Below are 24,680 nucleotides of genomic sequence, written 5' to 3' on the forward strand. Positions count from 1 at the left end.
TTATAAAGTTACTTTTCGAAAGGCTGGAGGGCATGTGATGAGTGAGGTATACAGGCTGGCAGAACTGAAGGATGCGGAGCAATTGCTAGATGTTACATATCGTGCCTATCAGCTGATTCGTGAACTCGGGCTGCATTGGCCGGCGGCCACAGCCGACTTGGCGCTTATTGAAGACAATATAGCTACGAATGAGTGTTATGTGCTTGAAGTTGACGGAACGATAGTTGCGACCATAACCCTTTCAAAGGAAGAAGAGATTAAGAAGATTAGCCCATTGCCTTTTATCAAATGGTTTGCTGCCCATCCAGATTATAGTAACAGAGGTTATGGTGGAAAACTTTTGGATTGGGTGGAAGAGAACATTATTGCTGGTCAGTTAGGTTCGGCTGCAGTCACGCTGGCAACGGCGAAGAAACATCCGTGGTTGGTTCAAATGTATGAACGCCGGGGGTACGAACGTTTTTTAGAACTGGATCAGCAGAACGGTGACGGCATTATGTATCTGATGAAAAAAACACTTACAGACAAACCACAGTTCATTTAAAGGGGATAAAACAATGAAAAAGTCCATTTCACTAGTATTTGCATCGGTATTGACACTGGCGATTGCTGGCTGCGGAAACAACAGTAACAGCGCTAGCAGCAATCAGAATGGAAATGCAGCAGAAGCTGCGGCACCGGCAAAGGATTCGGCAAAGGTAACTAAGATCATTGTGGGCACGGGTACTGCTTTTCCGAAAGTCTGCTTCATAGATGAGAATGGTAAACTCACCGGATTTGATGTGGAACTGCTCAAAGAAATCGATAAGCAGCTGCCAGAATATGAATTCGAATTTCAAACCATGGATTTCAGCAATCTGCTGCTGAGCCTGGAAACCAAAAAAATCGATTTGGTCGCCCATGTCATGGAGAAAAATCCGGAACGGGAGCTGAAATACTCTTTTAACAAAGAAGCCTATGCCCACTGGAGAAACCGCATTGTAGTGGCAAAGGATAATAATTCAATCCAATCGCTTGATGATCTCAAAGGGAAAAAGGTGCTTGTAGGTGCAACGAGTGCACAAGCACAAATACTCGAGAACTACAATAAAGAGAATGACAATGCGATTGATATCGTGTATCAGAATGGTGCAGCGAATGATACCGTCGCACAGATTAGTACTGGGCGTGTGGACGCTACGCTGGCTGCAGATTTTGTCCTGCCGATCATTGATCCGCAGAGTCAGCTAAAAGCTACGGGCGACGAGCTATCCTCCGCGGACATTCTCTATGTTTTCCGTAAGGATGATGCCGATTCACAAAAGCTGTCAGATGCGATTGACAGTGCGATTAAAGAGCTGAAGACAGACGGCACACTAGGCAAGCTTAGTACGGAATGGTTGGGTGCGGATGTTACAGCGGATTCGGTGAAATGATTGAGCCGGTGAGCACGGGAAGGGGGGGGATATATGGGCGCACAGTTTGATATCAGCTTTGTATTTTCGTTTTTGCCTAAGTTACTAGGGACTTTAAGCACCACGCTTCTGATTGTCGCCTGTTCTCTACTGACAGGAATTCTTGTCGGCTTTCTCGTAGCTCTGCCAAGACTTTATAAAGTGCCTGTGTTAAAAACCATCTCCGAAATCTATATTTCTTTTTTTCGGGGAACTCCGATTCTTATCCAGCTCTTCTTGTTTTATTATGGTCTGCCCGAAATTATGAAGCTGGTTCATGTCGATATGACCCGGACTCCGGTGCTTGTTTTTGTGATTCTTACTTACGGGCTGCATACGGGGGCATACATGTCCGAAATGATCCGGGCTTCTGTAATGGCGGTGGATAAGGGGCAGGTAGAGGCTGCTTATGCTACAGGGATGACGGGGTTTCAAGCCTTTACGCGAATCGTGCTGCCGCAGGCGCTCGGAATCGCAGTTCCGGTATTCTCCAATCTGGTGATTGCTCTACTGAAAGATACGTCATTGGCCTTTACTCTTGGGGTGATGGAAATGTCAGGTAAAGCACAGACGCTAGGCAGCTTAACTCAGCACTTTATTGAAACGTATATCGCGCTTGCGCTAATCTATCTGGTCATTAGCTTTACAATCGAGAAACTGCTGCTTATAGCAGAACGCCGGCTGCTGCGGCATGAGAAACGGAATACACCGGAGAAAAAAACGTTCAAAATCAACAAAAGCTGGTCCTACCGCCGCATCATTGCTGAACTTGGACCGGGTAAAGGAGGTAGCGGATTATGAAGCTGGACCCATCTTTTATCTGGACTGCTCTGGTGCAAATTTTAAGTGCAATTCCTGTGACCTTATCTATTACTGCTGTCTCAGTACTCATTGGATTTGTGATTGGTGTGGCTGTAGCGTTGATCCGGATATACAGAATTCCGCTGCTGTATCCGCTGGCTGTCGGTTATGTTACGTTCATCCGCGGGACACCCATGCTGACGCATCTTTTGCTTATCTATTTTGGACTTCCCGTGTTAATCGATGGTCTGGCAGTGCAGTTCGGCTGGAGCTTCAGGTCGGTAGCCATTCCGATGATCGGTTTTGCCTATATTTCGTTCTCGATTACAGCGGGAGCCTATATGTCCGAGGTTGTCCGTTCCGGTCTGCTTGCTGTGGATCGCGGTCAGCTGGAAGCGGCCCATTCTATCGGAATGACCACGCCCCAGGCACTGCGGCGGATTGTTTTTCCTCAGGCGCTGGCGGCGAGTCTGCCTAATCTGTCAAATTCGGTAATTGGTATGCTGCATGGATCTACCCTTGCTTTTACCGTTTCGGTGGTGGATATCAATGCTAAGGCGCAAATTGTAGCTTCAACGAACTGGAAGTTTTTTGAGGCTTATCTGGCGGCAGCACTGATTTTCTGGGGACTTACGTTCCTAATCGAACGCGTGACGTCGCTGATTGAAAAAAGAATTAATCTGTACAATCGAGGTGGAGTAGCATGATCAAGCTTGCGCAAATTTCGAAGTCATTTGGTCGGAATCAGGTGCTCAATAATATAGATTTAACGGTGACGAAGGGTGAAGTTGTCGTCATTCTCGGTCCCAGCGGCTCAGGAAAAACGACACTTTTACGCTGTGTAAATTATCTGGAGAAGCCAAGCAGCGGAGAGATCGCCATCGGCGATTTCAAAGTGAACTGCAAACATCCCCGCAAAAAGGAGATTCATCTGCTCCGGCAAAAAACGGCAATGGTGTTCCAGCAGTACAATTTATTCCGCCATAAAACTGCGCTGGAAAACGTGATGGAGGGACTGCTGATTGTCAAAAAGCTTCCGAAGGACGAAGCGAAAAATCGGAGTATTGCCCTGCTTGAAAAGGTTGGTCTTGGCAGCAAGCTGGACGCCTATCCAAGTCAGCTGTCCGGAGGCCAGCAGCAGCGGGTTGGCATTGCCCGTGCCTTGGCGCTCGAGCCGGAGGTTATATTGTTCGACGAACCCACATCGGCGTTGGACCCAGAGTTAGTGGGTGAGGTGCTGGCCGTCATCCGTAAAATTGCCAAGGAAGGCATCACAATGATTGTGGTGACTCATGAAATGGGCTTTGCTCGCGATGTGGCGAATCATGTGGTTTTTATGGACGGAGGCGTCATTGTTGAAGAAGGGACTCCGGCAGAGCTGTTTAACCATCCGCGCGAAGAAAGAACGAAGCAGTTCCTGAAGCGGATCACACCTGAATTTAACTATTCCATATAGGAGGAAAAATAATGGCTATTACAATCAGCGTACTTGATCAAAGTCCGATCTATCCGGGAGAAACGCCGGAGGAAGCATTCCAGCATACGATCAAGCTGGCACAATTGTCCGAAGAGCTTGGATTCCACCGGTTCTGGGTTTCGGAGCATCATGACTCCGAGCAGGTAGCCGGCTCTTCCCCGGAAGTACTTATCTCACATCTTCTGGCTAAAACAGAGCGAATCCGCATTGGCTCCGGTGGCATCATGCTCCAGCATTACAGCCCATATAAGGTAGCGGAGAACTTCAATGTGCTGTCTACACTGGCTCCTGGACGAGTGGATCTCGGTGTGGGACGTGCTCCCGGTGGACTCCCACGTAGCACACAGGCACTACAGCAGGGAAAAGCTGAAACCCCAGACCTGACGGACAAAATCATCGAGCTGGAAAACTATGTACATAACCGCCTCGAAGAAAACCATCCGCTGGCAGGGTTGAAGGCAGGTCCCCTTCCTGGTATTCCTCCTGAGTTGTATGTCCTTGGCGCGAGTGTAAGCAGCGCGGAAATTGCCGCTGAACTGGGGTTACCGTACGTATTCTCCCTGTTTATTAACAGCGATAAGGCGGTAGCGCTGGATGCCATTCGTGCTTACCGCAGCGGTTTCGCTTCTTCACAGGGCAGACAACCGCAAGCGATTATCGCTTTAGCGTTAGTGGTGGCTGAGACTGAGGAGGGAGCGAAAGAACTGGCAGGTGCGCATAAGCTGATCCGGATTCAACTGGCGAGCGGGAAGAAGCTGACAGTAGGGACCTTGGAACAGGCGGAGGAATTTGCCCGCCAGAGCAATGAAGCCTACACGATTGAAGAGCTGGAACCGGAGATTACCAAGGGAACAAAATCATCTGTCCGTGAACAGTTGTTGGAACTTTCAGAGGCATCCGGTGTCGAGGAGTTCATCATAACGACGAATGTACAGCCCTTTGACAAACGGCTCCGATCCTTTGAGCTACTGAGCGAAGCAATCGCTGAAGTGGCTGCAGAGGCATAAAGCGGGCGGGCTCGGTATCACACAGGAAATCGTGTAAAGGAGGGTGACTGTATATGACAAGTAAAGCTAAAGAGTTGAGTGCGGAAGCGCTTGAAGAAGAATTAATCGGGATACGCCGTCATCTGCACCGGCACCCGGAACTGTCCAATGAAGAATATGGCACAACAGAATATATTATTTCCTTGCTGGAGCGGGCAGGAGTCAGGATCGTAGAATACGGTCTGTCTACCGGCGTGATCGCAGAGATTGGCGGCAAAAAGCCCGGTTCGGTCATCGCACTGCGCGCAGATATTGATGCCTTGCCAATCCAGGAGGAAAGCGGAGTATCCTTCGCTTCATTATATCCCGGCAAAATGCATGCCTGCGGGCATGATTTCCATACGGCTGCCTTGATTGGTGCCGCCTATCAATTGAAACAGCGAGAGCAGCAATTACAGGGAACGGTGCGCCTGTTATTCCAACCAGCCGAGGAGAAGGCGCAGGGTGCACAACGAATCATTGCTAGCGGGGCACTAGAAGACGTCCGGGCAGTGATCGGGCTGCATAACAAGCCAGACCTGCCAGTCGGAACCATCGGTATTAAGGGTGGTCCTTTAATGGCAGCAGCTGACGGGTTTGTGATAGAAGTGCAGGGTGGCAGTTCTCATGCTGCCGTTCCGGAGGCTGGCATAGACCCGATTGTAGCGGCTTCGCATATTGTGACGGCATTCCAGTCCATTGTAAGTCGCAATGTCAGCCCGCTGCAGAGTGCGGTGGTCAGTGTGACGCAGATTCACAGCGGCAATTCATGGAACATTATCCCCGAAAAAGCGGTGCTTGAAGGGACGATCCGCACCTTTGATGAAACGGTGCGCAGCAAAGTGCTGGACCGGTTTCAGGAAGTGGCGGTCGGTGTAGCAGCGGCTCTTGGAGCAGAAGCTACCGTTCGCTGGATAGAAGGGCCACCTCCGGTTATCAACGATCCCTCCCTAGCAGCGCTTGGAGGTGAATCGGTCGATGCTCTTGGCTACCGAGCGATTCAGCCAGAGCTTTCTCTGGCTGGAGAGGATTTCGCCTTCTATCAGCGCGTGGTACCCGGACTGTTCGTTTTTGTAGGTACTGAAGGAAGCCAGGAATGGCATCATCCGGCCTTCAATCTGGATGAACGCGCACTCCCTGTGGCAGCACGTTTCCTTGCGGATGTAGCTGTACGATCCCTAGTGCAGTACAGTCCCGATGGAGGTGCAGAATTATAGCTGAACATAACAGTTACGATGTAATTATCGTCGGCGCAGGCTCGATGGGCATGAGTGCCGGTTACTATCTTGCGAGGCGCGGAGTGAAGACGCTGCTAATTGATGCCTTTGATCCTCCACATACACAGGGAAGCCATCACGGGGAAACGCGGCTGATCCGGCATGCTTACAGTGGTGATCCCGCCTACATTGATTTGGCTCTGCGGGCAGATCGTTTATGGAAAGAAGCTGAGCAGTTGAGCGGAATAGAACTGCTTGTCCGCTCGGGTGTATTGAATCTCGCAGATAGTGCAGTGTATTCCTTCAGCGGTCGTCTCGCGGAAGCAAAGATACGGAAGGTGCCGGTCCAGCAACTGGATGCCGGAGAGATCCGGCGGCGCTGGCCGGGATTGAACATTCCGGAAACATTCGCAGCAATGTATGAACCGGATGCCGGGTATTTGTACAGCGAGCGCTGTATCACCGCCTACCGCCAGCTTGCCCTTGGACAGGGTGCGGAACTGTTGACGAACACTTCGGTAGTAAACATCACCGCCCGCGAAAGCAGTGTAACAGTTCATACAACAAACGGCGATTATCACGGAGCGTCAGCTATCCTTAGTGCCGGAGCCTGGTTTGGTGCGTTAGCGCCTTTTGTGCATTTGCCAATCAAGGCGATCCGCAAAGTTGTGGGCTGGTTTGAGAGCTCACCTGCTTTTGCAGCCGGTAACTTCCCTGGCTTCACGCTAGGAGCTGAGGAAGGTGGCTATTATGGCTTTCCCAGCATTGCTGGAGCCGGTCTGAAGATCGGCCGGCACGATACGGGGCTGGAATGGAAACCAGGCACACTACTTGCTCCCTTTGGCAGTGAAGCCAGCGATGAGCAAGACCTCCGAAGAGTACTGGAGACTTACATGCCGGGTGCAGCTGGCCGATTACTTAAAGGCTCTGTATGCAAATATGAGCATACACCTGATGAAGATTTCATTATTGACCGCCATCCGCTCCACTCCAATGTGCTGGTAGCCGGAGGGTTCTCAGGGCATGGTTTTAAATTTTCTAGTGTTGTAGGTGAAATACTTGCTGATTTGGCGACAAGTGGAGCTACCAACCACAACATTCAACCTTTTGCGTTATCACGTTTTACACCTGATCATTCGCAAGCAGGCCTTATTTTGGAGGGGATTTAATGAGCAAAGTTCAAATTAGCAATTTTTTAAGTACGCACAACCAACTGGTGCATGCAACCGCAGGGTTATCAGAGGAACAGCTGAAATGGAAGGCAGCACCAACGAGTTGGAGTATTACTGAGGTTTTAGCCCATCTAGCTGATCACAGCATTGTGGTTTCGTTCCGTATACGTGATATTCTCGCTGCTACAACTGCGCAGCTGCCAGTCTTCAATCAGGACGCTTGGGTCAGCGGCCAGTACGCCAATAGTGGTAGTGCTTCCGATAGTCTGGAGTTGTTCCGCAGCCTGCTTTATTATAACAGTCTATTGTTTGAACGGCTCAGCGCAGAGAATTGGGAGAAAAGCGGGGTTAACTTCAAGGGGGAAAACGTTAAAATTTCCGATATCGTCCATAGCTTCACCGCACATGTAGAGAGACATCTTGGTCAGATTGAGCGAATCAAGCAGGGCGCAGTCAATGCATCGTTCGTGCAATGAATACTTTCATTGTTAGTTTTGCATGAAGTAAAACCTGGGAATCGTATGCTCACAAAACTTTTAGGAGGAATGAACATGACCAAACCAAAACAACTGAAGCTAGGCGCACTGCTGCATGGAGTAGGAGGCAGCACGTCGATGTGGCGCCATCCTGATGCTAAGCCGGATGCAAGTGTAAACTTTGAATTATACAAGGCGTGGGTACAGAAGGCAGAAGAAGGCAAGCTGGATCTGATCTTCATCGCAGACGGTTTGTACATTAATGAAAAGTCCATTCCGCATTTCCTTAACCGGTTTGAACCGCTGACCATTCTTAGCGCACTCGCCGCCGTCAGCACCAACATCGGTCTGGTTGGTACCCTGTCCACCTCCTACAGTGAACCGTTTACCGTCGCGCGTCAATTCGGCTCACTGGATGTAATCAGCGGTGGCCGGGCCGGCTGGAATGTGGTGACTTCACCACTGGAAGGCTCTGCCTCGAATTACAGCAAAACAGAGCATCCTGACCATGGCAAGCGTTACCGTATTGCTACCGAATATTTGCAGGTGACCCGCGGATTATGGGATTCCTGGGAGGATGATGCGTTTGTTCGAGACAAAGAAACAGGTGTATTCTTTGATCCGCAAAAAATGCATACCCTGGACCATCAAGGAGAGTTCTTCTCCGTGAAAGGACCGCTCAATATTGCTCGTTCGAAGCAGGGGCAGCCAGTCGTGTTTCAGGCAGGTTCCTCAGAAGTTGGTAAAAATTACGCCTCAAAGGAAGCGGATGCTATCTTCACTGGCCACGAAACGCTAGAAGATGCCCAGGCATTCTATAGCGATGTTAAGACACGGGTAGCTTCATTTGGCCGGGATCCGAATGAGGTGCTGATCTTTCCTGGTATTGCACCAATCATTGGCGACACATCAGAGGAAGCAGAGCGTAAATATCAGGAGGTTGCTGGTCTCGTGACGATTGAGAATGCACTGAACTATTTGGGCAGATTCTTCGAGCATCATGATTTCTCGCAATATCCGCTGGATGAACCGTTCCCTGAGCTTGGCGAGTTGGGGCGCAATAGTTTTCAGAGCGGCACGGATAAAATCAAAAAGGACGCGAAGGAGAGAGGCTTAACACTAAGACAGGTCGCCTTACAATCCGCTACCCCGCGCAGCAGCTTTATTGGCACACCTGAGCAAGTGGCTGATCAGATTCAAACCTGGTTTGAGGGTGGAGGAGCAGACGGATTTATGATCGCAGCTGCTGTTCCTAATGGACTGGAGGAATTCGTCGATCGGGTAGTGCCGATTCTGCAAGAGCGGGGCCTGTTCCGCACTGAATACGAAAGTAGCACCCTGCGTGGAAATCTCGGTATTCCATTGCCAGAGAACCGCTATTCCAAGGCTTCACAACCGGTAGGGCAAAAAGCCGTACATTAACAATAATAATTTGAATCGAATAATTAGCTTTCGTCATAAAAAATGTAACGCAGCCGTTTAAGGCTGCGTTTATTTGCGTGCGAGCGGAGCTTGTCTAACAACGTAAGCGCTTTAAAGAACCAATCAGAGCAATAGATAACCAATCACTGTTATATAGGCAGGGTTCCCGCTGCACCTTATGATAGAAATATCAAGGAGGGATGTAAATTGTACGCTAAGTTCTACAAGTACCGATGGCAATATTTAATGATTCTTCCGGGAGTGCTGTTGCTATTTTTGTTCAGCTATATTCCGATGGCAGGGATTCAGGTCGCCTTCCGCGACTTTCAGATTGGCACCTCGATCTGGAACAGCACATGGGTGGGATTAGACAACTTTTCTTTCCTGCAAGATCCCCAGTTTTTAACTGTCGTCAAAAATACGTTATATATATCTGTGCTTAAGTTCATCTTCGGATTCCCGGCACCGATTCTATTGGCACTGGTGATTAACGAGGTAACCCGGCCTGTATTTAAGCGATTCGTGCAATCGGTCAGCTATTTGCCTCATTTTTTCTCATGGATTGTAGTCGCTTACATCCTGCAGTCTTTTCTGACTTTGGATGGTGGGCTGGTCAATCAGTTCATCGAGAAAGCAGGCGGTGATCCTGTATTTTTTCTAGGTTCCACGGAGTGGTTCCGGCCCATGGTTATATTAAGCGGCTTGTGGAAAGAGACCGGATGGAACACGATTCTCTATTTGGCTGCGATCACAACGATTGATCCGCAATTGTATGAATCCGCCAAAGTAGAGGGTGCAGGAAAGCTAGCCCAGATTCGGCATATCACCTTCCCGGGTATTCTACCGACAATATCGATTGTGCTAATTCTGAGTATCCCAAGCCTGATTTCAGTAGGGATGGATCAGATTTATCCGCTGATGAATTCTGCTAATCAAGGGGTCGCGGATGTACTGGATACGTATATCATCCGCAACGGATTGCAGCAGGGATATTTTGGAATGGCGACCGCAGTGGGGTTGTTATCCTCAGTGATCAGCTTGATATTGGTTGTTTCGACTAATCAGTTATCCAGAAAAATAAATGGTGAAGGATTATGGTGATGGCATATGAAGCTCAGCAGAGGTGAAAAAATAGCTCAATACGTCATCGTCATAGTACTGGCAGGTCTGTGCTTGTCTGTACTATATCCATTCCTATACATGCTGGCCATCTCACTGAATGACGGTGCAAGTGCGGCCAAAGGTGGCGTGTATCTATGGCCCAAAAATTTCACATTAATTAATTATGAGATTGTATTAGGAAATGAGATTATCCGCCAGTCTTATCTAATTACAATCGCTAGGACAGTCATTGGCACATTCGCAGGACTTATCGTCACACTTCTGGTGGCCTTTGGCTTGTCCTACCGCGGCCTTCCATTAAGAAGCACGATTCTAGGCTATATTCTTTTAACCATGCTATTCAGTGGAGGACTGGTTCCTTTCTATATTCAGCTTAATAATCTTGGGCTTATCAACACGTTCTGGGTGTATATTTTTCCCGGGCTGTTCTCGGTCTGGAACATGTTTGTCATGCTGAAGTTTATACAGGGAATCCCTGAAGCTCTGGTAGAATCCGCTGAACTAGATGGAGCCGGTCCTGTTCGTACTCTGATTCAGATTATTATTCCACTCTCTCAACCTATGCTTGCCGCACTTGGATTGTTTACCGCAGTGGGACACTGGAATGACTGGTTCGCCGGTGCTTTCTTCGTCACGAAGCAGAACCTGATTCCGGTGCAGACCTTCCTGCAGCAATTGCTCGCTGCTCAGGATTTATCCGCTGTCCTTGGCTCGAATACCAACCAGGAAGCTTTGGCGAGAAGCTCACAAATGCAGAATATTACACTGATGTCGATTAAGATGGCAGTCGTTATGGTGAGTGCAATCCCCATCCTGTGCGTGTATCCGTTCCTGCAGAAATATTTTGTGAAAGGAGTTCTTGTAGGGTCAGTAAAAGGTTGATTTTCAATAATAGAACAGGGGGAAAAATCAATGATATTCAAAAAAACGGGTCTAGCCGCTTTGGCTGCAGCAACCTTACTGATGTCTATTGCCGGATGCTCCGGATCAGGTGGGAATACTGCGAACAAGCCTGGAAGCGACAATGAAACGTCAAGTAACCAGCCCGCCAGTGGCTCGACTTCCTTTAATCTCTGGCTTGGATGGACGGCAACCATCAATAATGATAGTTTGGTCCAGAAATATTGGCGTGAACAGGAGCCTGGAGTAAATGTGAAGCTGGAAACCACTCAAGGCGACGCAATGACTGCACTTAATTTGAAGATAAACACAGGCGGCTTTGAAGATGCAGCTATCTTCAGCCGAAACGAAACGGTCAAAAGCGCGATGAACCGGTCGAAACAGCTTATGCCGCTAGAGCAGTATTTCGACATGCCTGACAAATATCCAGGACTGGCGTCTATTCCAAAGCAGTATCTGGAACTTATGAAGGATAATGAGGGTCATATCTGGTCCATTCCTACCTGGTTTGACCAAAACCCGGAAGATCCGTGGCCAGGCTGGGCATCTCAAGCCTGGATTGTCAGAAGTGATGTGCTGGAGAAAACAGGTATGACCAAAGAGGACTTAGCAACGTTAGAAGGAGTTGAGACCTTCCTTCGGAAAGCTGCAGAAGAGAAGGATGCTTCCGGCAAATCGCTTATTCCTCTATCATTCCTGATGGACACTAGTGATAATCTGGGCTGGAGCGATGAAAACGCGATTTTGACAGCATTCGGGGTGACTACAGCAGGTAATGGCGTTGACAAACGCGGCGATGATTTTGTATTCGCTTACGACGATCCCAATTATAAAGCAGCTTATCAATGGATGAACAAGATGTACCAGGAGAAGTTGATCGATCCAGAGGTCGTCACCAGCAAAAGAGAACAGTATACAGAAAAGAACAAATCGGGTCGTATTGCCTTCAATGTCGGCAGCTTCTGGAACATTCCTGCCTCAGCCTGGGAGACATTGGACGGCCCAACAGAGCCAGGGTGGTTTTACGAAGCGATCCCTTTTCCTAAAGTGGATGGTGTAGAGAAAGTCGGAATTAACCAGGTTACCAATCCGAATCCAGGCTATGATGTCTATGTTAGTGAAAAAACTAAAAATCTGGAAGCTATTCTGAAATTCTTCGATTATACCTTGCAGCCAAAACCCGAGCAGCAGCAGGTCATTAATGAAGGACCGGCGGGATTATACTGGGATTGGATTGATCAACCGTTGGGCAAATGGAAATTCACAGACGAAACCTACAAGACGAGCCGCAATTCCGGAGACACCGCACAAAAAGCTAAAGTCACCCCTGAGCTTTACATGACTGCCTCTTACAGCAATGAATGGTACCCATGGTGGAACACAGAGGATGCAGGAAAAGCCGGAGCTGCTAAGACCATTAAGTTCACTGAAGCTATCGGCAAAATGGGAACGATCCGCGTGGCAGAGCCTTATGATCTATTCCAGATGAAACAGGGCGGCGCATGGGAGAAATATTCACCGGAGATCGAAAATATCCGCAAGGAATATCGAGCCAAGCTTTTAATGGCCAAAGACGAGGGGCAATTCGAAAAGAATTGGAGCGATTTCCAAGCAGCACTAGAGAAGCGTGGGCACTGGAGTGAAGTCAAGCAGGAGTGGCTGGATACGTACAAGGAGGAAGTAACAGCCTTGCAATAGACAACCGTGATGCTCTTTCAGTCGCGGATCGTAAACGATAAAAAATTAATGGAGCACCTCTCACTTGGAGGGGGCTCCCTTTGCACTTCATGGGGGGAATCTATGATTAAACAACAAATAGAGAAATGGATCATCCGTATGACCCGTTCCATGAACCTGAGGAGTAAAATTGTATTATTCTACGGACTAATTGTATTTCTCCCCACCGTACTGCTGGCTGCAGGTGCAGGGTATATGATGCTTCATACGGTGCGGGCCAATTATATGCTTACGATCAGGGAAGCCGTTCGGCAAAGTGCGCAGAGTATTGAATTCAGGAAGCAAAGCTATGATCTGCTGGCTACCCGGACGGCTACGGATGGTGAGCTGATCTCTAGATTAGCCAGGGACTATGCGGATATCGATGAACAATTGGGTACGGTCAATTATGTGGACCGATCCTTTCTGCTCACCAGCAAATACTTGCCAGGGATTGAGAATTTCCGAATCTATCATACCAACGATACACTAGTGCAAGATGGAGGGCTTCTGTGGAAGCCGGAAGAACGTAGCCTTTCGGGAATTCGAGAGCGGGATTGGTATACGAAAATGCTTCGCACAACAGACAATCTGGTATGGACTAATGCAGCTGACGACAGGACTAAGCTAGTGGTATCCCATAAAATTCTGAACGCGTATGGAGATGTTTACGGGATTGTGTACCTGTTACTGAACTATAACGGTGTCTTCATGGAATCGTTCGAACATCCTTTTGAAGGGGCCGGAGAATTGTATATCGTTGACGACAACGAACGCATTATTGCATCCTCGGAGCCCTCTGAAATTGGCAGCCGGTTATCCTCATCCTCCTTAGGTCAGTACTGGAACAACTCGTTGGAAACCTCAGCAACAAAAAGCGGGATGATGCTGATCACTCAGGAGATTAAGTCTGGCTGGACGGTTGCCGCACTTGTGCATCTTGACCGACTGGAGGAGCAGTCTACGCGGATTATGTACTATATCGGAGCAGGTATTGCATTTTTCCTGCTGCTGTCCATCTTTCTAATCATGATTGTACTTAAAAATGTGATTTGGCGGATCCGCAAGCTGGGCACCAGGATGACAGATATCTCACAGGGCTATTTCGAAGTTACAGTGAGAAACCGTGACAACGATGAGCTGGGGGAGCTTGAGGTATTGTTCAATTCCATGTCTGGCCGTTTGAGAAAACTGGTCGAAGAACATACAGAGGCCATGCTCAAAGAGCGGGAGCAATCATTCAGGGCGTTGCAGGCACAGATTAACCCTCATTTTATTTATAATTCGTTAAGCCTGATCCGTTGGCGGGCATTAGATCAGCAGGACGAATTGCAAATCCGAACCATAGATGCGCTGACGACATTCTATCGGCTGGCACTCAATAACCGGGTTAATGTGACGCTGATCCGTGACGAAATTGAGCATCTGAAAGCGTATATCGAAATTCAGCAGCTGCGTTATCCCGGTCAGGTATCCGTAGAGTGGCTGGTAGAGCCGGACGTTCTTGACCTGTACAGCATTAAGCTGATCCTACAGCCAACGGTCGAGAACTGTTATCTGCACGGGGGCATCACAACTAGAACTCATGCTTTTATACAAATTACGATCAAACGAGTGGAGAATACGGTGCAGTTTCAGATTTTTGATAATGGAAAAGGGATTGGCAGTGAGAAGCTGGAACAGATCCGTACCGGCAGCTACACGGGTACGCAAAACGGATTCGGGATGAACAATATCCGTGAACGTCTTGCATTGTATTTTGGCACAGAGGGCCGCTTTGAGATTGAAAGTGTAGAAGACGAATGGACTTGTGTAACCATTGATATCCCTGTTTGCAAGGAAAGTCCTGAGATAAAAAAGGGGGATGGAGCTTAATGCGGGCATTAATTGTCGACGACGAGCCTATGCAGATTCAAGGGCTTCTTCGTCATATTGGCTGGAAAGCTCTGGGGTATGAGGAACCGTTAACTGCATTATCTGGTGAAGAAGCACTAACGATTCTAGGAGAAACTCCTGTGGATGTGCTGATCGCTGACGTCTCGATGCCCGGTATGACAGGGATCGAACTGCTCGCCAGATGCAGAGCGGATTATCCGACACTCCAGTCTTTACAGACTGTGATGATCAGTGGATATGACGAGTTTGAATTTGTGCAGGAGGCTATACATCTGGGAGCTAAGGCTTACGTTCTGAAGCCCATCAAGACGGAAGAACTCGAAATGAAACTGGCTGCGTTCAGAGAAGTAGTTGAGAAGAAAAAACAGATTGAACAGGAAACCACTGTACTTAGGGAGAAAGTTACAGAGAGCTATGAGGTGCTGCAGGAACGTTTCGTCAAAGATATGGTTGAAGGCTGGATCCACAGTGAAGAGCTGCTCGAATCCTGGCAGCGCCTGCTGGATCTGCCTAATGGGGAATGGCAGGCAACATTATTCCTGTTCGGATATGACCGCAGGTTCCTAGATAATCCGCATGATGCCAAGGATCGGATCCTGCTTAGCGAAGGGCTATTGAACTGCGTTAAGACTGGTCTATCTGGTTTCTCCGGTACCTATATAGGGAAGACAGGAGCGGATGAACTGGCCGTCATTGTGCTGAACGCAACGCCATTGGTGCGGGCAAGACTTGAGAAGCAGCTTGCGTTTATCCAAGATATCCTAAGAGAGCAGTATAAAGCCTCCGTCTCGGTCGGAATCAGCAGAGAGTGTTTGTTCTGGACGGAAATACCGTTGCTGTATAAGGAAGTAAGGCATATGATGAGCGGTGCCAGGCTGGCCGGCTACGGACAAATCCTCTATTTCGACCGGAACTTGATGAATGAATATCATGATTTCAGGTTGCGTGAAGAATACATTCCGGAAATCGTTAAGCTACTGGACAGAGGAGAGAGCGATAAAGCTTCCGCTTATTTCAATCATGCTTTCGAAGTGTTACTTGCACGAGAGCCTGTATCCTTCTCCTATGTGCAGGCTTTCGGAATGGGGTTGCTTAGCAAGCTAGCCAGAAAACTGAAGCGTGTACATGAGAAGGAAACAGAGATGAACATCCTCATGTGGCAGCGGCTGATCGACTGTACAGGCGTAGATGAAGTCAGGAAGGTCGTACTGGAATATTTGGCGCAATATGCTAAGCTTAATCAAAGAGAGCAGGTCGCTCAGCAGCATAACCTTATCCAGCGGGTCGCCCGCCAACTGGAGGAGCATCTGCATGAGAACATGACTGTTAAGCAGCTTGCTGAGCAGTTCCACTTGAATCACAGCTATTTAAGTGTTCTCTTCAAGAAAGAAATGGGCCGGACGATTTCCGACTTCGTGCAGGAAGCGCGTATGAACAAAGCCAAGGAACTGCTTCGTGACCCCAATATTAAGGTTTACGAGGTTGCCGAGCAGGTGGGCTTTCAGACCGCGGCTTATTTTGCCTTCCTTTTTAAGAAAACAACCGGCACTACACCTCAGGAGTTCAGAGATTATCATTATTAGGAGTGATATTTTGCAGACAAAGATCAGCCTGGAAGGCGAATGGAAGTTGCAATTGGATGAGGGAAAACAAGGACTGCTGGCATTGCCTTTTACAGATGTTATCACACTGCCCGGAACAACGTCCTACGCACGCAAAGGTCCGAAGAACGAGGATGTTTTAGTAAGCGCATTAACGGATGAGTATTTGTTTGAAGGGCAAGTCTGGTATTCAAAAGAGGTCGTCATTCCGGAAGAACTAGCCGGCAAAGTCTGCTTCCTATATTTGGAACGCACGAGACTGACGACTCTATGGCTGGACCATCAGGAAATAGGCAGCCGTAACAGTCTAAATACCCCACATATATATGAGTTGCCGCAGCTTCATCCTGGGAATCATACGCTCACCATCCGCGTGGACAATACTGGTTACCCAACCAAAGGTGGACATTTAACGTCGCAGGATACCCAAACCAACTGGAACGGGATTACCGGACGTATGGAGCTTCAGTTCTATGGTGAGTCACGGCTCAGCGGCATCCGGCTCGATCCGGATCTCTCAGCCCGCTCAGTCCGAATCACGGCAACCTTGGACAGCAGGAATGAATCTATACTTACAGTGTCTGCTCAGAGCTTCAACAGCGACAATACACATGCTGTGGACGAGCGGGAGTACCCAGTCTCACCGGGTAGTTTTTCCGTCAACTATGAGCTAGGTCAAGACGCGCTGCTCTGGAGTGAAGGCGCTCCCAATCTTTATAACATAAACCTTGTTTTGAAAGACAGCGATGGATATATAACGGACCGACAGGAGCTCGTTTTTGGATTGAAGGAATTCCGGGCAGAAGGCGATAAGTTTACAATCAACGGAGAAAAAACCTTCCTCCGCGGCAAACATGACGGCCTGATCTTCCCGCTTACCGGTTATGCCCCGACTGACGTCGAGGAATGGGTAAGAATCCTGGGCATCTCCAAGTCTTACGGCATCAATCATTATCGCTTTCATACCTGCTGTCCGCCGGAAGCTGCTTTCACCGCAGCGGATATGCTCGGTATCTACATGCAACCAGAGCTTCCCTTCTGGGGAACAATCACAGAAGAAACCGACGAGGGACATGATCAGGCGGAGCAGGACTATCTGATCAGCGAAGGCTATGCCATTCTTCAGGCTTTTGGCAATCACCCCTCCTTCGTGATGATGTCGCTTGGCAACGAGCTATGGGGCAGCAAAGCTAAGATTGATTCCTTCCTAAAGGACTATAAAGCATTTGATAATCGGATTCTCTATACACAGGGATCCAATAACCACCAATGGGTGCCAGAAATTCTGGAACATGACGATTTTTTCAGCGGCGTGCGCTTCTCCAGAGATCGGCTGTTCAGAGGCTCCTATGCGATGTGTGATGCTCCATTAGGTCATGTCCAGATTGATCTGCCAGGCACGATGAAAGACTATGACGATCAGATTGTCCCTCAGGATTTCTTCAACGAAGAGGGGTTGGAAGCTGCCGCTGGCGGCGAGATCCAGATCCAGTATGGTACGGAAGCCAAGACGGTGAAGGCTGGAGACGCTTCCGCAGAATGGATACCGCACATTCCGGTAATCTCGCATGAGATCGGACAGTATGCTACCTATCCTAATTATGAGGAAATCGATAAATACAACGGTCCGCTCAAAGCTGAGAATTTCAAAATTTTCCGTGAACGACTGGAAAGTAAAGGGCTGAGTCATTTGGCCGCCAAATATTTTGAATCCTCGGGGCAACTGGCAGTAGCTTGCTACAAAGAGGAACTCGAGTCTGCATTCCGCTCCCGGCGGCTTGCGGGCTTCCAACTGCTTGATTTGCAGGATTTCAGTGGCCAGGGAACGGCGCTGGTGGGTGTCCTCGACGCCTTTATGGATTCCAAAGGAATGATAAGTGCTGAGGACTGGCGAACTTTTTGTAATGATGCCGTTCTGTTGGCAAGATTCCCCAAGTATAACTATGTCTCTGGTGAATCGTTCGATGCCCATGTCGAACTGAGCTGTTTCCGCAGTGGTATGCCGAGTGCATTTGAACTGCATTGGGAGCTTACCGAGGATAACGGTATACTCGCCTCAGGTTCAACCGAGGTGGACGTACCTGCAGGAACGAATTATATCGATATCTGCGATCTGGCAATAAAACTACCTGTAGTTGAACGGATGAGTACTATCGTATTATCCCTCTCCATACAGGGAACAGATATCCGCAAGAGCTATGACCTGTGGATTTATCCAGTGAGGAGTAGCAATATACTGGAGGGTGTCCATGTCTTCGACAAGCTATCTGATGATGCGCTTGCATTGCTGGAGCAAGGTGAGAATGTACTTCTTATGCCGAAACCGGAATCTCTCAAAAATGCTGTTGAAGGTTATTACTGCACAGATTTCTGGTGTTATCCAATGTTCCGCTCGATCTCAGAGAGCATGAACCGGCAAGTACCCATTGGTACTATGGGGCTGTTGATTGATAACAACCACCCGGCGCTGCGTGAGTTCCCGAGCGAGGAATATTCTACTTATCCTTGGTGGAGTATTGTTGAGAATTCGAAATCGCTCATCATGGATGCGGCAGACCGCAACTGGAATCCCGTAGTGCAGACTATCGATAATTTTGAACGCAATCATAAGCTGAGTTTCCTAGTGGAATGCAGTGTAGGAGCAGGAAACCTGCTGATATGCGCATTGGATGCTGATAAGGTTAGCGATACGCCGGAAGGCAGACAGTTCTTATCCAGCCTTGCGGGTTATATGAAATCAGACGATTTCAAACCACAGTACAAGGCCAATGTTGCGGAGCTACTAGAGCTGATCCAATAGGCAGAGGCAGGCGATTACTAAGGCTCCTTATCGCATTTCATATGAATGAACAGTCCAAGGGCGCTATACTAAAAACTACTTTCTTCATTGAGTAAGACAGAAGGTTTCATCGTAAAAACTCTAGAGCAGCGTTTCTCATAATAAAGAGAGATTCGCTGCTCTTAGTTTTTTGCTGCTTTTAGTTTATTGGTAGCCGCCAGCTTTAACAGTGTATCGTTATCTGAGTCTCTGAGGGTTTCGGACCCAGATGACACTATTTGCTAATTTTCAGTCTTTTGAACAACATTTCGGACTCCAGTGACGCTATTGCTTATAAAGAGGTCCATATGAGTTGTATTTCATACAGATAGTGGCTATGGGGACCGTTAGCCCACCAAAAGTACAATAATACTGCTTTTAGCGTCATCTATGTCCGATAGGTGGTGCTACATTGTTGCAATAGTTCTTAAAACTTCTATCGAACAAAAAGTAAAGGAGTTCACCAAGCAGCCTTTCGCGGCTGAAGGGAACTCCTTTTTTCGCGTTCGACGTATTATACGTATTGGTAAAGCACGGGAGTCAGAGGCTCCGAAACAAAACAAGCCTTAAAAAGTCACCTCTATAGATGATTGCTGATAACCCTCACTCCAGCCTAGAGGGGTTGTTTGTGTTTATCAGCAACTGAGCAGTTTTACAAACGATTTCACAGGGTTGGAGACCTTTGAAAACATTAACCCGGTGCTATCATTGGTAATGAAGCTGCACACCTAAAGTTGTAAGCGCATTAACGAATGGCGCCAGAGCCGCTCATCGTCAGGAACAGCGCCAAATTTAGCAGGGTTTGGGGGAACGGGAGAAGACATGAATGAAATTCTATTGAACGATTTGAAGTGGGAAGTCAAAGGGTATTGGCCCTGGGTTCCGCTAAAGGGCACCAGTATGGAGCTGGGACAGGAATTGATGGGGGTTACGGACTGGATGCCTGCCACTGTGCCGGGTGGAGTTCACTATGATCTCTTCAGACAGGGCTGGATTACCAACCCTTATCAAGAGTTAAATAGCCTGAGTTGTGAATGGGTGGAGAGCCGCTGGTGGGTTTACCGTACGACCTTGAAGCAGCCTGAGCTGAGAGCAGCCAGAGTTGAACTGGTCTTTCAGGGACTGGACTATGAAGCCTCGGTATACGCTGATCATTTACTGCTGGGTGAACATAAAGGTATGTTCGAGCCGACTGTATTTGATGTTACAGACCTGCTCTCCGGGCGGGAAAGCCTTGAAATTTCAGTGCTGTTGAAGCAGGCGCCAGATGAAATGGGGCAAATCGGCAAAACCTCGGCTACCTTCACGCAGAAGAGCCGTTTTAATTATAAATGGGATTTCTCTACCCGGTTGGTCAATGTCGGAATCTGGGATGATGTGGTATTGAGGGTACATCAACAGTGCTCTTGGGATGATGTGTCGATCACTACAGATGCGGAGTTTGGCGAGAACGATAGAAATCAGATCTCGTCTGGTCGAATCACCATTCAAGCAGGAATCAAGCGAATGGCTGGCTCTGAAGATGATGGGACACTGACAGCGAGCATCACCTGTACTGATCCGGAGGGGGATCTGCTGCTGGTTCAATCGCGACCAGTTCGAGCTGGAGAGCTTCTGAACGCGGAGCTGGAAATACCCGAACCTGAGCTATGGTACCCAAACGGTTATGGAAAGCAACCACTGTACAATCTTGAACTAAAGCTACTGGATGAAGCTGGAACGGAATTGGATACCCAGACTTTTCAAACGGGCATTCGCAAGCTCGATTATATCCACAATGTAGACAGTCCAGACAACGCCCTACCATATACAGTGGTGATTAACGGAAGCAAGATCTATATGAAAGGGGTAAATATGACCCCTCTGGACCATCTCTACGGGAATGTAACGGTTGAACAATATCAACTGATGATTCGTCTGATGAAAGCAGCTCATATTAATCTCGTTCGGGTATGGGGCGGTGGAATCATTGAGAAAAAGGCTTTTTACGACTTATGTGATGTAAACGGCATTATGGTCTGGCAGGAGTTCATTCAGTCCAGTTCAGGTATTGACAATATCCCTTCGAAGCAGCCGGAGTTTTTGGAGCTGCTTCACAAGACTGCCTGCACAGCGCTCTGTGACAAACGCAATCATGTATCGCTAACGGTATGGAGCGGCGGCAATGAATTAATGAGTGAGCCAAATAAGCCTTCCGACAGCAGCGATTCCAATCTGGCGATGTTGAAAGAACTGGTAGAACAGTATGATCCGCAGCGACTCTTCCTACCGACCTCAGCTTCCGGCCCGGTAGAATATATTACGGATGCAAAAGGTCAGGGGCATGATGTGCACGGTTACTGGAAGTATATGGGAAACCCTTATCACTACGAGTTATATGGCAGCAACGATAATCTGCTGCACAGCGAATTTGGGGTGGACGGTCTGAGTTCTCTCAAAAGTCTGGAGAAATTTCTGAGTGAGACCAACCGGCGACCGGTTTCTATGGAGAACAACGCGATATGGAGACATCACGGGGAGTGGTGGGATACGCTGAGCCGTGAAGAAGAAATGTTCGGCAGCATGACAGATTTGGAGCAGTTCTCTGCCTGCAGCCAGTGGATACAGGCGGAAGGAATCCGGTTCGTGCTGGAGGCTAACCGCCGCCGTAAGTTCCGAAACAGCGGCAGCATTGTCTGGCAATTCAACGAGCCGTGGCCGAATGTGTCCTGCACTAACCTTGTCGATTATTACGGTGAAACGAAGATGGCCTACCATTGGGTGAAATCTGCCTTCCGTCCGCTACATGTTTCGCTGGACTACCGCAGTCTACTGCTTACACCAAGCACCGGATTTCAGGGAGATGTATACGTGCATGGAGGAAATGGACGCAGGGTAGAAGTCGACGCGGAAGTCTTCGATGCAGTCGGACGGTGCATCTATCAGCAATCATTTGAGGCAGAGGGAAACAAAGATCAGGCTGTCGGCGCTGGGGTGCTGAATTTCAACGTGCCAGAGCATGAGGATGCTTTATATTTCGTCAGATTGTCCTACCAGGAGGTCGATGAAGCACCACAGCAGAATTTATATGTATTCTCTACCAATAAAAAGCATCCATATGCTCCCGCGCTTGCACTTACAGGAGGCAATCTTGAGGTGCGTCAGGATAGTTTATGGCAGCCGACGGGTGCTCAGGAGAAGAGCCAGCAGGCCCGTTTCACAGTCCAAAATACCGGTAGTGAAGTTTTGCTGCATATCCATGCAGAGGAAAAGGGAGACCGCTACTGGATGGAAGCGGATGAGCAGTTCCATACCCTCTTTCCGGGTGAGACCAAAACAGTAACGGTTACTTGCACTCCTAAACTCTCAGGAGGATTCCTGTCTGGGGAAAATTATAGGATCACAGATGGCTTGCCAGAAATTAGATTCATGTCGTTCCTAACAGCACAGAGCAGAATGATACAGGTTGGAGGAGAAAAAAATCGTGAGTAAAACATTGTGTTTTGTACCGGAGGCATATGTTCCGCTAAGTCGGTTTATTCAAGCCGAGGGATCTACACCTGTCGCTATACCTGTTAGCAGAGCAGTGGCTGATTACTTAAGGCTGCACAACGCTCCACTGCTGCTTGCTTGCTTGCGAGGCGGCGAAGTAGCTTATCAGAAAGCGAATTGGTCAACCCTCCATGAAGACACTGTTGAAGCTGAAGCAGCAGAAGAGATCTCCGAGAAAGGGGAGGGGGTATTTGTATTAGTCAGTCCTTTGCTGACCAATATGCTTCCTGTAGTGTCTCACTGGGATAATAGCGTTGCTGAGGGAAAAGGCGGCTTCCGTTATGGCGGAACAGATGGCATAGGGACATTGCGGATGGACGAAGCCGGGGAAAAGGTTGTTTCCGAGCATGCGCGGCTCTACAATAGCGACCCAGATAGCCCTTATGTATACAATACGGAAGATCATCAGCTTTTCGGAGGCAACGAGGGGAATAAGAATCTTAAAACTCCGCAATTCGAGCATTATATCGGTGACCGCTACAGTCTCTATGCTGTAGATGATCTAGTTGCAGTTTCCCTGAGCGACCGCATCCTTAAGACCTTCGGATTTCCGGTGGTTTTCCGCAATGCATCCACAGACAATGCTGCACTTTTAAGCAATGCGCCTGTATTTCAGCTCATCAGCGGCAGTCTGCTAGTTATAGAGAATGACCAGCATAGCCTTGCTTCCTATATTCTGCCGCCCTTCTGGAGTGCGGCAAATGTTAAGGGATATCCACTGTTGTTCAATGGTTATTATGATGCCAATGAGAATACCTTCAGCACGGTAGGTCCCTCATTTCTGGAAATCATCGGCAAGACTCTGGCCAGCACCGGCAAAGGTGTTGTCGGCATTCTGTGGAACGGAGGAGGATATATCGGCAGCCGTTCCTTGCAAGGCTCCATCTATGCTGGCATTGGGGCGGCAATTACCAGAGGTCAAGAAAGTTATGGCGGTGATGCAGAGCAGGTAGTGGCTGTAGGTGGTTCGCGCGGCGGCTTAACTGCGCTGCTGGCTGGAGGCAATCCGCTTTGCTTACCCTATCGGGTGCGCTACACACTGTGTTATGCACCGCCGTTGATTCTGAACGGGCTCACCCGTGAGTTTGCCGAAGGAGCTTGCCCACTGATCTGGCATGTGGCGGAAGTAGACACCGGTTACCGGGAAATCTGGAAGAAAGATTGGCAGCATCCACAGAACGGCAGCACGGAAATCGAGACTCTGCTACAGACTCTGACGGGAACTATTGACTCTGCAAGTCTAAAGGAAACGACCGGACTGGAATCCGAATTTTTTCTGGAGGGTCTTAAAGCGAGTGGCACAAAGCTGCTGATTAACCATGGCACGCATGATGCCTTTACCCTTAGCCGCTTCAGCTTTTCCTTCGCGGCTTTGGTTCGGAGTCACGGGATACCGCTTCGCCATGAGATCGGATACCGCTTCGGCCATAACAACTGCACGGATCTTTACGAGCAAGCTACTCTATGTCTAATAGCTCTGCTACAGGAACAGGAGCTCGAATTCACGGGCACGGTGCATTATCGCAGACGCAGTCCGGCTGCGGGAGAGTGGGAACAGACCGAACGTTTTGTCCCAACTCATCAACCCGTTTTTCTGGAAGCACCTAAGTTCGTAGCGGTGGGTAGCCCTGTGGCTTGGACTCTTTATGGAGAGCCGGGAATGGAATACCGCCTGGATCTGGGAATCCTAGATCAGCAGGCTTGGGAACAGAAGCAGCAGGTAGTTCGAAATGAGCGCATCACACTGGCGTCCGGTGTATTGCCGGACAAACAGCATCCGCTTGAACTCTGCTCGTGGCAGGATGGCGTAAGCCAGCTCACTGACGGACAACATGCGGGCTTTTATCTTTATGAGCTGTCATACAGGCTCAAGGGTGAGCAGAAGTGGAGCGTAGTTTCTCCCTCCCGTGTGCCACAGCCCGGCGTAGAGCCTCAGTCGGTGCTTCGTATTTTGGAGGAGCAGCCCAATCCGGCGAGCGAAGCGTTTCGGGCGGAAGCGGCCGTCCTCTGCATCAGCGCAGGGTTAAGTGAGGCCTAAACGATTCACCATAACATGAACATAAGCGGTGTGCG

The 24,680-nt window shown here is 48.8% G+C and carries 18 protein-coding genes; all 18 read left to right on the forward strand.

The window, feature by feature from the left end:
* Positions 1-37 precede the first annotated feature (37 nt).
* Positions 38-544 carry a GNAT family N-acetyltransferase gene (locus NSQ91_RS16175; RefSeq protein ID WP_076133225.1) on the forward strand — a complete coding sequence of 169 codons (507 nt, stop codon included), beginning with the start codon at positions 38-40 and terminating at the stop codon, positions 542-544.
* A gap of 13 nt (positions 545-557) precedes the next feature.
* Positions 558-1,415 (forward strand): transporter substrate-binding domain-containing protein, encoded by an 858-nt coding sequence (locus NSQ91_RS16180; protein WP_076125557.1) that lies wholly within the window; start codon positions 558-560, stop codon positions 1,413-1,415.
* A gap of 33 nt (positions 1,416-1,448) precedes the next feature.
* Complete coding sequence (locus NSQ91_RS16185; protein ID WP_076218974.1) at positions 1,449-2,234, forward strand: amino acid ABC transporter permease; 786 nt, start codon at positions 1,449-1,451, stop codon at positions 2,232-2,234.
* The gene (locus tag NSQ91_RS16190) at positions 2,231-2,941 is read left to right on the forward strand and encodes an amino acid ABC transporter permease (protein ID WP_076125553.1); all 711 of its coding nucleotides are present in this window, start codon (positions 2,231-2,233) and stop codon (positions 2,939-2,941) included. Before NSQ91_RS16185 ends, NSQ91_RS16190 begins: the two co-directional genes overlap by 4 nt.
* Positions 2,938-3,690, forward strand: coding sequence for an amino acid ABC transporter ATP-binding protein (locus NSQ91_RS16195; RefSeq protein WP_076125552.1), 753 nt, complete (start codon positions 2,938-2,940; stop codon positions 3,688-3,690). The genes NSQ91_RS16190 and NSQ91_RS16195 overlap by 4 nt, the downstream gene beginning before the upstream one ends.
* Before the next feature lie 11 nt (positions 3,691-3,701).
* Positions 3,702-4,718 (forward strand): LLM class flavin-dependent oxidoreductase, encoded by a 1,017-nt coding sequence (locus NSQ91_RS16200; RefSeq protein ID WP_076303734.1) that lies wholly within the window; start codon positions 3,702-3,704, stop codon positions 4,716-4,718.
* 53 nt (positions 4,719-4,771) lie between these two features.
* Positions 4,772-5,953, forward strand: a complete 1,182-nt coding sequence (locus NSQ91_RS16205) for an amidohydrolase (RefSeq protein WP_076218973.1) — start codon at positions 4,772-4,774, stop codon at positions 5,951-5,953.
* On the forward strand, positions 5,950-7,122 hold the full coding sequence (gene solA, locus NSQ91_RS16210) for an N-methyl-L-tryptophan oxidase (protein WP_076309430.1): 1,173 nt from the start codon (positions 5,950-5,952) through the stop codon (positions 7,120-7,122). Before NSQ91_RS16205 ends, solA begins: the two co-directional genes overlap by 4 nt.
* Positions 7,122-7,601 carry a DinB family protein gene (locus NSQ91_RS16215; RefSeq protein ID WP_076125545.1) on the forward strand — a complete coding sequence of 160 codons (480 nt, stop codon included), beginning with the start codon at positions 7,122-7,124 and terminating at the stop codon, positions 7,599-7,601. Before solA ends, NSQ91_RS16215 begins: the two co-directional genes overlap by 1 nt.
* Before the next feature lie 75 nt (positions 7,602-7,676).
* A complete protein-coding gene (locus NSQ91_RS16220) occupies positions 7,677-9,023 on the forward strand; it encodes an LLM class flavin-dependent oxidoreductase (protein ID WP_076125544.1) in 1,347 nt (448 codons plus the stop codon).
* Positions 9,024-9,230: 207 nt separating this feature from the next.
* The gene (locus NSQ91_RS16225; RefSeq protein WP_081383282.1) at positions 9,231-10,124 is read left to right on the forward strand and encodes an ABC transporter permease; all 894 of its coding nucleotides are present in this window, start codon (positions 9,231-9,233) and stop codon (positions 10,122-10,124) included.
* Between the two features lie 6 nt (positions 10,125-10,130).
* The gene (locus NSQ91_RS16230) at positions 10,131-11,027 is read left to right on the forward strand and encodes a carbohydrate ABC transporter permease (protein WP_036677267.1); all 897 of its coding nucleotides are present in this window, start codon (positions 10,131-10,133) and stop codon (positions 11,025-11,027) included.
* A 30-nt stretch (positions 11,028-11,057) separates the two neighbouring features.
* Positions 11,058-12,743: a hypothetical protein gene (locus tag NSQ91_RS16235; RefSeq protein ID WP_076184637.1), complete on the forward strand. Its 1,686-nt coding sequence runs from the start codon at positions 11,058-11,060 to the stop codon at positions 12,741-12,743.
* 102 nt (positions 12,744-12,845) lie between these two features.
* Positions 12,846-14,636 carry a cache domain-containing sensor histidine kinase gene (locus NSQ91_RS16240; RefSeq protein WP_076309431.1) on the forward strand — a complete coding sequence of 597 codons (1,791 nt, stop codon included), beginning with the start codon at positions 12,846-12,848 and terminating at the stop codon, positions 14,634-14,636.
* The gene (locus tag NSQ91_RS16245) at positions 14,636-16,240 is read left to right on the forward strand and encodes a response regulator (RefSeq protein WP_076309432.1); all 1,605 of its coding nucleotides are present in this window, start codon (positions 14,636-14,638) and stop codon (positions 16,238-16,240) included. Before NSQ91_RS16240 ends, NSQ91_RS16245 begins: the two co-directional genes overlap by 1 nt.
* 10 nt (positions 16,241-16,250) lie before the next feature.
* The gene (locus NSQ91_RS16250) at positions 16,251-19,058 is read left to right on the forward strand and encodes a glycoside hydrolase family 2 TIM barrel-domain containing protein (RefSeq protein ID WP_340918800.1); all 2,808 of its coding nucleotides are present in this window, start codon (positions 16,251-16,253) and stop codon (positions 19,056-19,058) included.
* Between the two features lie 840 nt (positions 19,059-19,898).
* On the forward strand, positions 19,899-22,547 hold the full coding sequence (locus tag NSQ91_RS16255; protein WP_340034570.1) for a glycoside hydrolase family 2 protein: 2,649 nt from the start codon (positions 19,899-19,901) through the stop codon (positions 22,545-22,547).
* Positions 22,540-24,645 carry a hypothetical protein gene (locus NSQ91_RS16260; RefSeq protein WP_340918804.1) on the forward strand — a complete coding sequence of 702 codons (2,106 nt, stop codon included), beginning with the start codon at positions 22,540-22,542 and terminating at the stop codon, positions 24,643-24,645. Before NSQ91_RS16255 ends, NSQ91_RS16260 begins: the two co-directional genes overlap by 8 nt.
* The last annotated feature ends 35 nt before the right edge of the window (positions 24,646-24,680 follow it).

Origin of the sequence: Paenibacillus sp. FSL R7-0048 (assembly GCF_038004505.1) — a bacterium.
In the GTDB taxonomy this organism is placed as follows: Bacteria; Bacillota; Bacilli; order Paenibacillales; family Paenibacillaceae; genus Paenibacillus_AQ; species Paenibacillus_AQ odorifer.

What these genes read in the sequence shown, in the direction of transcription:
- NSQ91_RS16175 (WP_076133225.1), top strand. Translation starts at nt 38, where the DNA reads ATGAGTGAGGTATACAGGCTGGCAGAACTGAAGGATGCGGAGCAATTG.
- NSQ91_RS16180 (WP_076125557.1), top strand. Translation starts at nt 558, where the DNA reads ATGAAAAAGTCCATTTCACTAGTATTTGCATCGGTATTGACACTGGCG.
- NSQ91_RS16185 (WP_076218974.1), top strand. Translation starts at nt 1,449, where the DNA reads ATGGGCGCACAGTTTGATATCAGCTTTGTATTTTCGTTTTTGCCTAAG.
- NSQ91_RS16190 (WP_076125553.1), top strand. Translation starts at nt 2,231, where the DNA reads ATGAAGCTGGACCCATCTTTTATCTGGACTGCTCTGGTGCAAATTTTA.
- NSQ91_RS16195 (WP_076125552.1), top strand. Translation starts at nt 2,938, where the DNA reads ATGATCAAGCTTGCGCAAATTTCGAAGTCATTTGGTCGGAATCAGGTG.
- NSQ91_RS16200 (WP_076303734.1), top strand. Translation starts at nt 3,702, where the DNA reads ATGGCTATTACAATCAGCGTACTTGATCAAAGTCCGATCTATCCGGGA.
- NSQ91_RS16205 (WP_076218973.1), top strand. Translation starts at nt 4,772, where the DNA reads ATGACAAGTAAAGCTAAAGAGTTGAGTGCGGAAGCGCTTGAAGAAGAA.
- NSQ91_RS16215 (WP_076125545.1), top strand. Translation starts at nt 7,122, where the DNA reads ATGAGCAAAGTTCAAATTAGCAATTTTTTAAGTACGCACAACCAACTG.
- NSQ91_RS16220 (WP_076125544.1), top strand. Translation starts at nt 7,677, where the DNA reads ATGACCAAACCAAAACAACTGAAGCTAGGCGCACTGCTGCATGGAGTA.
- NSQ91_RS16230 (WP_036677267.1), top strand. Translation starts at nt 10,131, where the DNA reads ATGAAGCTCAGCAGAGGTGAAAAAATAGCTCAATACGTCATCGTCATA.
- NSQ91_RS16235 (WP_076184637.1), top strand. Translation starts at nt 11,058, where the DNA reads ATGATATTCAAAAAAACGGGTCTAGCCGCTTTGGCTGCAGCAACCTTA.
- NSQ91_RS16240 (WP_076309431.1), top strand. Translation starts at nt 12,846, where the DNA reads ATGATTAAACAACAAATAGAGAAATGGATCATCCGTATGACCCGTTCC.
- NSQ91_RS16245 (WP_076309432.1), top strand. Translation starts at nt 14,636, where the DNA reads ATGCGGGCATTAATTGTCGACGACGAGCCTATGCAGATTCAAGGGCTT.
- NSQ91_RS16255 (WP_340034570.1), top strand. Translation starts at nt 19,899, where the DNA reads ATGAATGAAATTCTATTGAACGATTTGAAGTGGGAAGTCAAAGGGTAT.